This is a genomic window from Burkholderia sp. Bp8963 (assembly GCF_003854275.1).
Classification (GTDB): domain Bacteria; phylum Pseudomonadota; class Gammaproteobacteria; order Burkholderiales; family Burkholderiaceae; genus Burkholderia.
In genome coordinates, this window is sequence record NZ_QTQP01000025.1 from 77,256 (window position 1) to 90,282 (window position 13,027).

Sequence of the window (13,027 nt, forward strand, 5' to 3'; positions counted from 1 at the left end):
GCGTCACATCCCGACCGTCACGCGCGTCGCGTTGTCGCGCTTCAGGTTGCGGTAGCGCGCGAGCGCCCACAGCGGGAAGAACTTGCGATAGCCGTGGTAACGCAGGTAGAACACGCGCGGGAAGCCGGTCGCCGTAAAGCGCGTCTCGTCCCACAGCCCATGTTCGTTCTGCTCGGCGATCAGGTAGTCGATCCCGCGCGCAACGGCCGGATGGTTCACCTCGCCGGCCGCCATCAGGCCGAGCAGCGCCCAGGCCGTCTGCGACGCCGTGCTCGGCGCCTGCTCGTAGCCGCGATAGTTGAGCTTGTAGCTGTCGCCGTCCTCGCCCCAGCCGCCATCCTTGTTCTGCACCGACAGCAGCCACTGCGCGCCGCGCTTCACGCGCGGATCGTCCGGGCCGAGGCCGGCCGCGTTCAGCGAGCACAGCGCGGTCCACGTGCCGTACACGAAGTTCATCCCCCAGCGGCCGTACCAGCTGCCGTCCGGCTCCTGTTCCTTCAGCATGTAGTCGAGCGAGCGGCGCGCCGCTTCGCTGTTCGCGGCCGTCTCGCCGAGCTGCGACAGCATCGACAGGCAGCGGCCCGACACGTCCGCGGTCGGCGGATCGAGCAGCGCGCCGTGATCGGAGAACGGGATGTTGTTCAGGTAGTACTGCGTGTTTTCCGGCTCGAACGCACCCCAGCCGCCGTCGCTGCTCTGCATGCCGACGACCCACTCGCGCGCGCGCGCGATCGACTCGCGGTACGCGTCCGAATGCCGGAGCTTCTCGACGCGGTCCATCGCCATCACGACCACGGCCGTATCGTCGACGTCCGGGTAATGCGGGTTCGCGTACTGGAACGCCCAGCCGCCGGGCCGCACGTTCGGGCGGCGCGAGATCCAGTCGCCGCGCACGTCGAGGATCTGCAGCGGACGCAGCCATTCGAGGCCGCGCACCACGGCGTCTTCCGCGCGCGGGTCGCCCGTCTCGAGCAGCGCGTGCGCCGCGAGCGACGTATCCCACACCGGCGACAGGCACGGCTGGCAATACGCTTCGTCGCCGTGCACAACGAGCAGCTTCTCGACCGACTGGCGCGCGATCGCGCGGTTCGGATGGTCTTCAGGATAGCCAAGCGCGGCGTACATCATCACCGAGTTGGCCATCGCCGGATAGATCGCGCCGAGGCCGTCCTCGCCGTTCAGGCGCTCGTCGACGAACGCGACCGCCTGCCGGATCGCGCGTTCGCGCGTGTAGCTCGGGAACAGCCCGTCGACCGCGCGCAGCGCGTGATCGACGACGCGGAAGAACGCGAACCAGCCCGCGCTCTGGTGGCCCTGGCGCGGCAGCAGCCCGGCGTTGACGGGCGGATCGATGAACAGCTCGTCGATGCGCACGCCGCGCGGGTTCTTCGCGATCGGCCGCTTCGCATTCAGCACGAGCAGCGGCACGATCACCGTGCGCGCCCAGTACGACACCTTCGACAGGTGGAACGGAAACCACTGCGGCAGCAGCATGATCTCGACCGGCATCATCGGCACCGCGCGCCACGGAATCGCACCGTACAGCGCGAGCTGGATGCGCGTGAACACGTTCGACATCTCGGCGCCGCCCATCGCGTGGATCGCTTTGCGCGCACGCTGCATGTGCTCGGCGTTCTCGTCGTCGCCGATCACCTTCAGCGCGAAGTACGCCTTCACGCTCGCGCTGATGTTCGGCGCGCCGTCGGTGAACAGCGGCCAGCCGCCGTCCGGCTGCTGGATGCGGCGCAGATAGCGGCCGATCTTCTGTTCGAGCTCGAGGTTCGGCGTTTCGCCGAGGTAGTGGACGAGCAGGATGTACTCGGCCGGAATCGTCGAATCCGCTTCGAGTTCGTAGACCCAGTGTCCGTCCGCGTTCTGCGCGGCAAGCAACGCGTCGGTCGCACGGGCGACGGCGGCGTCGAGGCCGGCCGACTGCGTGTCGGCGGTCAAGGTCGGCATATCGGTGAGATCGTTCATCGGTCCCTCTCTTATTGTGTCTGGAGCACGTCCGCGGCCTTCTGGCCGGAACGGAGCGCGCCCTCGATCGATGCGGGCAGGCCGGTGGCAATCCAGTCGCCCGCCAGCACGAGATTGGTCCAGCGCGTACGCGCAGCCGGACGTTTCATTTCCTGCGACGGCACCGCCGCAAAACCCGCGCGCGGCTCGACGACGAGCTGCCACGGGGGCAAGGTTTCCGCGCGTGCGCCCGTCACGCGCGCGATGTCCTGCCAGATCGTCTGCGCGAGCGTGTCGCGCGGCAGCTCGAGCCAGCCGGCTGCGTCGCGGATCGTCGCGGCGAGCTGGCCATCGGCCGCCCGCACCGCGTCGACGGCACCGTTGACGACCGTCGTGTACAGCGCGCAGCCCGGCGCCGGTTCGGCCGCGAAATACGCGGTGACGACCGCGCTGTACGTATCCGGCGCGCTCAGGTCGGGCACGAGCGGCTGCGCGACGTCGGGCGGGACGGCCAGCACGACCGCATCGCCCGGCGCGAGATCGACGCGCTCGCCGTCGATCACCAGCGCGTCGACCGCGTGGCCGCGCGCGCCGAATTCGAGCGCGTCGAGACGCGAACGCAGCCGGATCGTCGCGCCGCCATGCTGCAGCATCCGCAGCGCGGGCTCGACGAACGCGCTGCCGAGCCCGTGACGCGCGAACAGCGGGCGGCACGCAGGCCCGCCCGCGGCGAATGTGCCGCACACCACCGCGCGCGCCAGTTCGGCCGTCGCGTGGCGCGGCTCGACATTCAGCGCGCCGAGGAAAAACGGCCGCAGCCAACGATCCCACAGCACGCCGTCGCATCGCATCGTCTGTGCGAGTGAGCGGCCCGTGCGCGCGAACGCGAGCGGCGCGAGCGACAGATAATCGAGCGGCGTCGTGCCCGGCGCCCGCGACGCGGCGTCGAACAGCCAGGACGGCCAGTGGCCGTTGCCGAAACGCAGCGTCCAGCGCTGCTGCGACGTGACGTCGGCCACCGGAAATTCAGGCAGCGCGGGCCCGGACAGCTGATCGGCCGCGCCGATCGCGCGCAGATAGCGCTGCGTCGACGGCTGTCCTGCGAACACCAGATGCAGCCCGCTGTCGATCGTCGCGTTCAGCGTGCCGTCGAACCACGAGCGGCAGCGTCCGCCCGGCTGCGCGTGCGCATCGTGCAGCACGATGCGGCGCCCGCGGCGTTGCAGCTCGACGGCGGCCGACAGGCCCGCGAGTCCTGCCCCGACCACGTGGACGGTTCTGGGCATCGGCTCAGAACAGCGCGTAGCGCGCGGCGATCATCAGCATGCGCGCCTTCGGCTTGCGGATCGGCTCGCGCGGCGCGTCGAAGCCGCGGGCGATCGCGGCCTCGAGAATGCAGCGGTATGCGCCCGACATGATGCGCGGCGCCTTCACCTGCGCGCGAGCGCAGGTATCCATCACCGCGTCCGCCTGCCGGAAATGCTCGAGCGCGCGCTCGACGAGCGTCGCGCACACGCGCGGCAGCGCCGGCGCGCGCGCGATCGTCACCGGATCGGTGATCGCGATGCCTTCGCGCGCAAGCAGTTCGCGCGGCAGGTAGCAGCGGTTGATCCCGGCATCCTCGTCGATGTCGCGCAGGATGTTGGTCAGTTGCAGCGCGCGGCCGAGATGGTGCGACAGCGTGATCCCTTCGGCCTCCGGCATCCCGAAAATCCTCACCGACAGACGGCCGGCCGCGCTCGCGACGCGGTCGCAATAGAGGTCGAGCGTCGGTTCGTCGGGCGCGCAGATGTCTTCGGCGGCGTCCATCGCCATCCCGTCGATCATCGCGTGGAAATCGTCGCGCTTCAGGTCGAACGCGCGGATCTCGCGCGTGAGCGCCGCGAGATGGCGCGGCGGCTGGCCGGCGAAGCACGCGTCGATGTCCGCGCGCCAGCGCTCGAGGCCGGCGGCGCGCTCGGCGCGCGGCAGGTCGCTGTCGGCGATGTCGTCGACCGCGCGGCAGAACGCATACACCTGGAACATCGCGTCGCGTTGCGCGGCCGGCAGGATGCGCATCGCGAGATAAAAAGAACTGCCCGATGTGACGGCAGCGGCGTCGGTTTCTTGTTCGTCCACGACGAGATTGGAAACGGCCAAGACGAGCTCCACGGAGACGCCCACGCGGGGCGATTGAAGAAGCCATGCCCGGCTGGGATGGTAAAGGCGTCAATTACGTGCGAGATGTGCGAACGTTCGACGCAGACAGGCACAAATTACCGGCCGGAAGCCGGAATTGGCCGAAAGTATAGCAATCTTTGAAGGTCGATGGCGGGTTGGCCACCGCGCCGCGCCGCGGCGCTAGCGGCCGCGCAAGCCGCGCGCAGCGGGCCGCTGCGGGTGACGGGCTATGCGTTGCAGCCCGCACCTAGCCGTACACGACGTCACGCTGCAGGTCGAGCGCAATCAGCCCCATTTCGCGTGTCAGCAGCAGCATCGCGCGGCGCTCGAGCCGCGAACCCATGAAACTCGTCACGCGGCCGTCGGGTTCCGCGGTGAACTGGAACAACGGGCCGCCGGTGCCGAACCAGGCGCCGGGCACGTCGGGGGATTCCTGCCAGTCGATCTGCTCGAACACGCGCGTGATGCCCGCGCGTACCGCGGCACTTGCGCCGATCGGCGGCGCGACGTCGCCGAGGTCGTCGAGCGAATAGGGGCCCGGCTTGTCGGGTTTCCGGTAGAAGAGATAGTCGACGTTCATGGGGCGCGATCGGTTCAAAACATCAAATTAACGCGATCCGATGCGAATTCAAATCAGATCAGAACGAAATGTGGCCTGTGCGACACATTGAGGGCCATATTGCCGCAGGCCGCCGCCGCTTGGCCCGCGCGGGTTCGTCTAAGATGATGCCTTATCTGAAAATCATAACCCCCCGAGAACCGATGGAGACGAACTTGACCGCCGCTTCGCCCGCATCCCAGCAGTCCGCCCACCCCGTCTTCGTGCTCGTGCATGGCGCATGGCAAGGTGCGTGGTGCTACGCGCACGTCGCGGCCGCGCTCGCCGCGCGCGGCCACCTGTCGATCGCGCGCGACCTGCCCGCGCACGGGATCAACGCGCGCTTTCCCGCGTCGTACTTCAAGCGTCCGCTCGACAAGGAAGCGTTCGGCGCCGAGCCGTCGCCGGTTGCGAACACGACGCTCGACGACTATGCGTCGCAGGTGATGCAGGCCGTCGACGACGCGTATGCGCTCGGCCATGGCAAGGTCGTCCTCGTCGGCCACAGCATGGGCGGCCTCGCGATCACCGCGGCCGCCGAGCGGATGCCCGAGAAGATTGCGAAGATCGTCTATCTCGCGGCGTTCATGCCCGCATCGGGCGTGCCGGGCCTCGACTACGTGCGCGCGCCGGAAAACCGGGGCGAGATGCTCGGCCAGCTGATGCTCGCAAGCCCGCGCACGGCCGGTGCGCTGCGCATCGATCCGCGCAGCGACGACGCCGCGTATCACGCGACGGCCAGGCAAGCGCTGTTCGACGACGTGTCGCAGGCGGAATACGAGGCGGTGGCGAACCTGATGAGCTGCGACGTGCCGGCCGCGCCGTTCGCGACCGCGATCCCGACCACCGCCGCGCGCTGGGGCGCGATCGACCGGCACTACATCAAGTGCCTGCAGGACCGCGTGATCCTGCCCGCGCTGCAGCAGCGCTTCATCGACGAAGCCGACGCGTTCGCACCGGACAACCCGACGCACGTGCACCAGCTCGACAGCAGCCACTCGCCGTACATCTCGCAGCCGGCGGTGCTCGCTGGCGTGCTGGCCGACATCGCGAAGAGCTGAAAATCTATGCGTAGGCCACCGAACGATCGCGGCCGAGCCGCTTCGCGCGATAGAGCGCGGCGTCGGCCTCGTTGACGATGATGTCGTAAGTCAACGCGCCCGGCCGCGCGCACGCGGCGCCGACGCTCGCCGTCACCGGCACGCTCACGCCTTCGGCCTCGACCGGCGCACGACTGATCTCGCAACGCACCTTCTCCGCGACCAGCATCGCTTCGTCGAGATCCGTGCACGGCAGCAGCAGCGCGAATTCCTCGCCGCCGAAGCGGCCGAACGTGTCCTGCGCGCGCACGATCGCGGTAACGCGCTGCGCCATCTCGCGCAACACCGTGTCGCCGACCGCGTGGCCGAAGCGGTCGTTGATCGTCTTGAAGTGGTCGAGGTCGAACAGCAGCACCGACAGGTTGCCGCCGTAGCGCTGCCAGCGCGCGTACTCGTCGTGCAGCCGCGCCTCGAAATAGCGCCGGTTCGCGATGCCGGTCAGGCCGTCGAGGTTCGCATGCTCGCGCAGCTTCGCGACCGCCTCTTCGCGCTCGCGCTGCATCACGCTGACGTGCGTGACATCCGAGATCGTCACGCACACCGCCTCGACTTCGCGCCCGCGCGTGAGCGGCATGAACGTGCAGTCCTGCTGCATGAAGTCGACGCCCCCCGTGATCGGCCGGTCGTGCTCGAAGCGGAACAGGTACGGGCGCTGCTCCCACGAGCTGAACGCAAAGCTGCCGAGCTGAAACACGCTCTCGAGCTTGCGCGCGAGCCACGCGCGCGGCAGGTCCGGAAAGCTGTCGAACAGGTTGCGGCCGATCACGTCGGCCGCGGCGACGCCGCTGTGGTCCTGCATGAAGCGATTCCACATCAGCACGTTCATCGCGCGATCGAGCACGAACAGGCCGAACCCGACCCGTTCGATCACGAGATCGCTCAGCGAAGCGGAAGAGGTGGTGACAGTCATAGCGCGGACAGCAACGCGTCGAGCGCGTCGCCCATCAACCGGATCGAATCCTCGGCCATCAGCATCACGAAATGCGCGCGGAAGCCGTCGCCCTCGAGCCCGAAGTTCACCTCGAGCAGCAGCGCAACGCTCCATGCGAGCACGGTCGGCTGGAATACGTCGTCGAACGACATGTCGGCACCGAGCAGGCCCGGCGGAAAGAACACCGGCGTGCGGCCGAGCTCGTCGAGGATCGACGCGACGCACGCGCCAATCAGCACGTTCGCGACGTCGAACACGAGTTCGTCGTGGCTCGCAACCTCGCCGCGCGCGGCCGGGTCGCCGTCGTCCGCCGCACGCGCGCCCCATGCGCCGTCGCCGAACGTGCGGTCGACGAGCGACACGAGTCGCGGGACGCCCGCGCTGCGGCACAGCACGAGCGCTTCACCCTTGATGTCGGACCTGAACCCCTGGCGCACGGCGGTCACGTTCTCGTGTATGCCCGTCATCTCGCGCAGCGCATTGCCCGCATTGACCGCATGCACGATGCGCACGCGCGGCACCGACAGCTCGATGAAGCGGCCGAGCAGCAACGCGAGGCGCGCCGCGGCGCGGCCCATCGCGAGATTGGCGATTTCCTGCAACGCGTCGCGTTGCTCCGCCGTGAACACCGATTCAGGCATACAACCCATACTCCTTGAGAATGGGCAGCAACGCCTCCAACGTCACGGGCTTCGCGACGAACGCGATCGCGCCGAGCTCGAGCACGCGCTCGCGCGCCTGCGGCTGGATATCGGCGGATACCACGATCACGAACGTGTTCAAATCCTCGTGGCGCAACGTCTCCAGCACCTGATAGCCGCTCATGTCGGGCATCGTCAGGTCGAGAAACATCACGGAAGCCTTGCCGTCACGATAGAGCGCCAGTGCCTCGCGGCCGTTCGCGGCATACGCGACGTCGACGTCCCAGTCCCCCGGTAAGGCCTTCGTCAACAACTTGCGAGCGAGCAGCGAATCGTCGGCAATCACAATCGGCAAAGGCATGGCGGGCGGAGCGGTATGCGGAATGGTCTCTCTCGCGTTAACGGCCGCGTCGCGCACTTCTTGAGGCCTCGCACGAACCGGCTCAGGCATTCCGCCGGACGGCCGGGCGGCGGGCGCCGCCGCGCGATTCGCGTGCGACGCGGGCCGCGAGCGGTGCTCGGCGGGCGCGTATCTGTCAGGGAAAGCAAGGCGCGATTCTCTGAGTAAAACCGGTGCGGTGCAACTCTCCATATTCACGGTTTCGGACAAAATCCATCCGATCACGCGGCATTCGGAAAACAGGTGCAACCAATTTCGCGATCGAGACGCAAAATTTTCCTTTGTGTACGTTTGCGCTTCCGGATTCGTCGCGTTTTCAATCTGACGAATTCACCCTGTAGGAACCGTCAGGGTCGCGCGGGCCTCGCGCGTCGAGGAGGCGTCGAGTGGGCGGCGGGGGGCGGGCGCAACTCGTTTATGATGGCAGGCACCTTCGTTTCACCCTTTTCCCTCCGATGACGTCCGAACGGCCCGCCGACTCCCGCGACCACGCTTCCGCCGACGATTGGCAGGAGGACGACGGGACCTACGCGTCCGGCGCTCCCGAACACGATTTCGCGGTCCGCCGCGTGACGCTGATCGTGCTGCTGATCGCGGCGATCGTGCTGCCGTGCATCTATGTGTCGGTGATGGCCTACAACGATCTGAAGGCGCGCGAGGCCGCCGCGAGCGACGTGACGATGCGCACCGTGCGCGTCGCCGAGGAGCACGCGCTCAAGGTGTTCGACCTGAGCGAAACGCTCGATGCGCGCATCGTCGATCTCGTGCAGGACCTGGACGACTCGACGGTGCGGCAGCACGAATCCGACATTCACGATGCGCTCAACACGGTCGGCGGCGGCTACCCGCAGGTCGCGGCCGTGTCGATCTTCGGTGCGAGCGGGATGCTGCTCGCGAACAGCCTCTACTACCCGGCGCCGTACGCGTCGATCGCGAAACGCGACGACTTCATCGGCATCCGCGACGGCAAGGTCATCGAACACATCTCGCGCCTGATGATGGGGCCGCTCAAGCTCGAGAACATTCCCGTGTTCAATACGGGTGTCGCGCGGCGCCACAGCGACGGGACGTTCGCCGGCATGGTGTCGATCGCGCTGAAGTCGTCGTATTTCAACGCGTTCTACCGCGACCTGCTCGGCGGCGCGAAAACGCCGATGACGATGGCGCTCACGCGGACCGACGGCGCCGTGCTCGCGTCGTATCCGCCGCAGCCGGCCGCCGCGCTTGCCGAACAGGTGCTGCTGCCGGACGGCGAGCGGACCGACCCGCGCGCGGGCGTCGTGCGCGTGCGTCACGACGCGGGCAGCGAGATCGTCGCGTACCGGCAGGTCGGCAGCTATCCGGTGTACGTGTCGTGCGCCTACCGGACCTCGGCGATCTGGCGTGAATGGTACGAACACCTGAGCGTACTGTTCGCGTCGATGTTCGCGCCGTCGTTCGCGCTGTGGTGCGTGATCTGGCTGTCGCTCAAGCGCCTCAAGGCGGAAGAGGAGGCGTGGGATCGCTGGCAGGCCGAAGCGTCGATGCGGCGCTCGATCGAATCGGCATACCGGCAGTCGCGCAAGATGCAGGCGCTCGGCAATCTGGTCGGCAGCGTCGCGCACGACTTCAACAACCTGCTGATGATCATCTCGAGCAACGTGCAGATCGTGCGGCGTCGCGGCGTTCAGCATCTCGACATCGAGCTCGGCGCGATCGAGCGCGCGCTGAAGAACGGACAGTCGCTGACGCGCCAGCTGCTCGGCGTTGCGCGCAAGCAGCCGCTGCACAACGAGACGATCGACGTCGGGCAGTGGGTCGGCACCTGCCGCGAACTGCTGAAGACGTCGCTCGGCTCGAAATCGTCGCTGATCGTCGCGATCGCCCCCGGCGTGTGGCCGATCCGCGTGGACGTGGCCGAGCTCGAGCTCGCGGTCATCAACCTGGCCGTCAATGCGCGCGACGCGATGCCGACCGGCGGCCGCTTCACCGTCGACGCGCGCAACGTGACGTTCCGCCGCGAAGACGGCTTTCCGCTGACCGGCGATTTCGTGCAGATCTCGCTCGACGATACGGGCGCCGGCATGGCGCCCGACGTGCTCGCGCGCGCATTCGAGCCGCTGTTCACGACGAAGACCCAGGGGATGGGCACCGGGCTCGGGCTGCCGCAGGTGTTCGCGTTCTGCGAACGCTCGGGCGGCCTGGCGACGATCGACAGCGCGGTGGGCGCAGGCACGTCCGTGCGGCTCTACCTGCCGCGCGCGAGCGCGGCGGACCTGGTCGCGCGGCCAGCGCTTGCCGCCGCGCATGCGCACGATGCGAGCCCGGCGGCCGGCCTGAACGTGCTGCTCGTCGAGGACAACAGCGAAGTCGCCGCCGGCACGGAGGCGCTGCTCACGCTACTCGGACACCGTGTCACCTACGCGGCATCCGCCGACGACGCGCTGCGGCTGGTCGAAGACGCGTCGGCGCACGAGCGCTTCGACCTCGTGATTTCGGACATCCACATGCCGGGCCGCCTCAACGGCATCGATCTCGCGGAAGCGATCGGATGCCGCCCGGAAAAACTGCCCGTCATCCTCGTGACGGGCTATGCGGAGGAGCTCGACCGCACGCGCGGCGTCAACCTGCGCGTGTTGTCGAAGCCGTTCGACATCGCGCTGCTCGACGAAATCCTGCAGGGCGTACGCGACGCGCGCGACGCGAAGCACGCGGGGATCTAGATACTATGGAAGGGCCGTGAAAGTAAGCCCCCTGGAGTAAAACGAGGATTCGGAGACTCGTTTCTCGAAAGGAGCACGCAAATGGATGCGCCCGACATGGCCCTTCAAGGGCAGGATACGACGGTAGCTGGCCAGCTGTACATGGCTTTGGAACTGGGCGAGAAGAACTGGAAGCTGTCCCTGGGGAGCGGCGCGCAGGCACCCAGCCGTTGCACGGTCGCCGCCGGGGATACCGGGGCAGTACTGATCGCGATCGCAAAGGCGCGGCTGCGCTGCCGCCTACGCGCCGATGCATCGGTATTCAGCTGCTACGAGGCAGGCCGCGACGGCTTCTGGTTGCATCGCTGGCTGGCTCAACAGGGAATCGTCAATGTTGTGGTGGACTCCGCAAGCATCGAAGTAAACCGCCGGGCCCGTCGCGCGAAGACGGACCGACTCGACAGCGACAAGCTGCTGTCGATGCTGATGCGTTATCACGCTGGCGAGAAGCGCGTATGGGCGGTCGCGCGCATCCCCACGCCCGAGCAGGAGGATGACCGGCGGCTGCACCGCGAAGTCGAGCGTCTGCGACGGGAACGTACCGCCCACTGCAACCGGATCCGCTCCCTGCTGGTATTGCACAACCTGCGGGTCGAGCGCATTGGCGGCCGGCTATGGGTGCGCTGGTGGGCTTATCAGGCCGCGCGGCTGTTGCCAGGCGTGCGCGCCGAAATCGAACGAGAGCTTGAGCGACTCACGCTCGTTCTCACGCAGATCAAGACGCTCGAAGCGCAGCAGGAGCAACAGGTTCGCAGTGGCATGCAGCCTGCGGTCGCGCGGTTGTCGCAGCTTGCGGGGATCGGGATCGGCAGCGCATGGACTTTGACGAAGGAACTCTTTGGCTGGCGGCAGTTTCACAATCGCCGGGAAGTTGCCGGCTGCCTGGGTCTTGCGCCGACCCCTTACGCAAGCGGCACCAGCGAAGTCGAGCAGGGAATCAGCAAGGCGGGCAACAAGCGAGCCCGATGGCTGATGGTCGAACTCGCGTGGAGCTGGCTGCGCTACCAGCCCAACAGCCAGCTCACTCGCTGGTTCAGTGAGCGCTTTGCCGGCGCAGGCAAGCGGCTGCGGCGCATTGGTATCGTGGCGCTCGCACGGCGTCTGGCGATTGCCCTGTGGCGCTACTTTGAACAGGGTGAAATTCCCGCCGGCGCGAGACTCAAGCCGGGTGACATCAACCTTGCGAGGGCGTAAGCGGTACAGGAAGGCAGGCGATGCTCAACGGTCAACGCGCCCGTAACACGCTCGGGCTACCCATCCGGGTGGCCGTTGCGCTAGATGGGGCGCGTCGGTAACAGAGTGGTTCCAGCGCTTTGCGCATGCGGTATGAGGTGCTCGGCTTCGCAGGCCGGCACGGATAGAAGGTAGAGCCGGCACTGGCCGGTCCATCAGACACTCTGACCTGAATACGACGTGGAGAGGCTTGCTTGCCCATGGCCGTTGCCATCTCAACGCTGAGTGGAAAAGGACGCATATCGTTTGACACTGCATTCCCATCAATCAGGGCTTGACTTCCAATGCCCCATAGAAGGGCCTGTTCACGCTAATAACGGGCTTGCGCTGGCCACCAGAAGGGCCGAGCGCGAGGATTGCGACGAAGCGAATACTCGACGTATTCGCGAGGAGCATGACGCGGCGATCGGCCCTTCTGGTGGCCAGCCCCACGAATGATTTCTTTAATCAGGGGAACGTGCCCTAGGAAACGTCGAAGAGGGGTCCGGCAGGCGCCGGACCGGCACCGCGAGTTCAGGCCGCGTTGTGGGTGCGCACCCAAGCCGCGTAGCGGTCGACGAAGCCTTGCAGGAACTTGCGCGTATCTTCGTTGACGATCTCGCCGTGATCGTCGATACGCGTCGCGTCGTGCTTGATGAACATCTCCGGCTGGCCGAGCGTCGCGACGTCGAGATACGCGAGCACGTTGCGCAGATGCTGCTGCGCGAGCGCTGTGCCCGTCGCGCCCGGCGACGTGCCGAGCACCGCACCGGGCTTGCGTGCCCACGAATTGGCGCCCCACGGACGCGAGCCCCAGTCGAGCGCATTCTTCAGCACGCCCGGCATCGAGCGGTTGTACTCCGGCGTGACGAACAGCAGCCCGTCGGCCGCTTCGATCGCCTGCTTGAAACGCCGCGCGACTTCCGGAAAGTCCGCATCGTAATCCTGGCTGTATAGCGGCAACTCGCCGATCTCGACGAACTCGAAAGCGAGATCGGCCGGCGCGAGCGAGATCACTGCCTTGGCGAGTGCCCGGTTCCACGATTCGCGACGCAGGCTGCCGACGATGACCGCAATACGATGAGCCATGACTTTCTCCTTCCGGTGGGTGAGGAATCGAATCGATTACATCTGGATAGGCGGCAAAGGTCTGTTTATAGGCAGGCCAGCCCGCGAGCCGCCCCACGGGGCGATCCGGCGGACTTTCCACAAGGTTTTCCACAGAAACTGTGGATAACTTTGCCGGAATGTGACGCTGTGACAAACGACGTATTGCTGTTGGATAACT

General features: G+C 67.1%; 11 protein-coding genes. 3 read left to right on the plus strand and 8 right to left on the minus strand.

Features of this window, described 5'->3' with window-relative positions:
* Positions 1-3: 3 nt before the first annotated feature.
* The 4 genes from shc to DID96_RS21305 form a co-directional block, all read right to left on the minus strand.
* A complete protein-coding gene (shc, locus tag DID96_RS21285; protein ID WP_124601241.1) occupies positions 4-1,977 on the minus strand; it encodes a squalene--hopene cyclase in 1,974 nt (657 codons plus the stop codon).
* A gap of 11 nt (positions 1,978-1,988) precedes the next feature.
* Complete coding sequence (gene hpnE / locus DID96_RS21290; protein ID WP_124601242.1) at positions 1,989-3,242, minus strand: hydroxysqualene dehydroxylase HpnE; 1,254 nt, start codon at positions 3,240-3,242, stop codon at positions 1,989-1,991.
* A 4-nt stretch (positions 3,243-3,246) separates the two neighbouring features.
* The gene (hpnD, locus tag DID96_RS21295; RefSeq protein WP_124601243.1) at positions 3,247-4,095 is read right to left on the minus strand and encodes a presqualene diphosphate synthase HpnD; all 849 of its coding nucleotides are present in this window, start codon (positions 4,093-4,095) and stop codon (positions 3,247-3,249) included.
* A gap of 268 nt (positions 4,096-4,363) precedes the next feature.
* The gene (locus tag DID96_RS21305) at positions 4,364-4,696 is read right to left on the minus strand and encodes a hypothetical protein (protein WP_124601245.1); all 333 of its coding nucleotides are present in this window, start codon (positions 4,694-4,696) and stop codon (positions 4,364-4,366) included.
* A gap of 182 nt (positions 4,697-4,878) precedes the next feature.
* On the opposite strand from DID96_RS21305, the gene DID96_RS21310 reads away from it, so the two are divergent.
* On the plus strand, positions 4,879-5,775 hold the full coding sequence (locus DID96_RS21310; protein ID WP_124601246.1) for an alpha/beta fold hydrolase: 897 nt from the start codon (positions 4,879-4,881) through the stop codon (positions 5,773-5,775).
* 4 nt (positions 5,776-5,779) lie between these two features.
* Here DID96_RS21310 and DID96_RS21315 read toward each other — a convergent pair whose 3' ends face one another.
* The 3 genes from DID96_RS21315 to DID96_RS21325 are packed head-to-tail and all read right to left on the minus strand — an operon-like array spanning position 5,780 to position 7,747.
* Positions 5,780-6,724, minus strand: coding sequence for a diguanylate cyclase (locus DID96_RS21315; RefSeq protein WP_124601247.1), 945 nt, complete (start codon positions 6,722-6,724; stop codon positions 5,780-5,782).
* On the minus strand, positions 6,721-7,386 hold the full coding sequence (locus DID96_RS21320; protein ID WP_124601248.1) for a chemotaxis protein CheC: 666 nt from the start codon (positions 7,384-7,386) through the stop codon (positions 6,721-6,723). The genes DID96_RS21315 and DID96_RS21320 overlap by 4 nt, the downstream gene beginning before the upstream one ends.
* Positions 7,379-7,747, minus strand: coding sequence for a response regulator (locus DID96_RS21325; RefSeq protein ID WP_124601249.1), 369 nt, complete (start codon positions 7,745-7,747; stop codon positions 7,379-7,381). The genes DID96_RS21320 and DID96_RS21325 overlap by 8 nt, the downstream gene beginning before the upstream one ends.
* Before the next feature lie 494 nt (positions 7,748-8,241).
* Here DID96_RS21325 and DID96_RS21335 point away from each other — a divergent pair, with 494 nt between their 5' ends.
* Positions 8,242-10,488 (plus strand): hybrid sensor histidine kinase/response regulator, encoded by a 2,247-nt coding sequence (locus DID96_RS21335; RefSeq protein WP_124601250.1) that lies wholly within the window; start codon positions 8,242-8,244, stop codon positions 10,486-10,488.
* A gap of 81 nt (positions 10,489-10,569) precedes the next feature.
* Positions 10,570-11,721, plus strand: a complete 1,152-nt coding sequence (locus DID96_RS21340; RefSeq protein WP_124601251.1) for an IS110 family transposase — start codon at positions 10,570-10,572, stop codon at positions 11,719-11,721.
* A gap of 552 nt (positions 11,722-12,273) precedes the next feature.
* Here DID96_RS21340 and DID96_RS21350 read toward each other — a convergent pair.
* Complete coding sequence (locus DID96_RS21350) at positions 12,274-12,828, minus strand: NADPH-dependent FMN reductase (protein ID WP_124601253.1); 555 nt, start codon at positions 12,826-12,828, stop codon at positions 12,274-12,276.
* Positions 12,829-13,027: the final 199 nt, after the last annotated feature.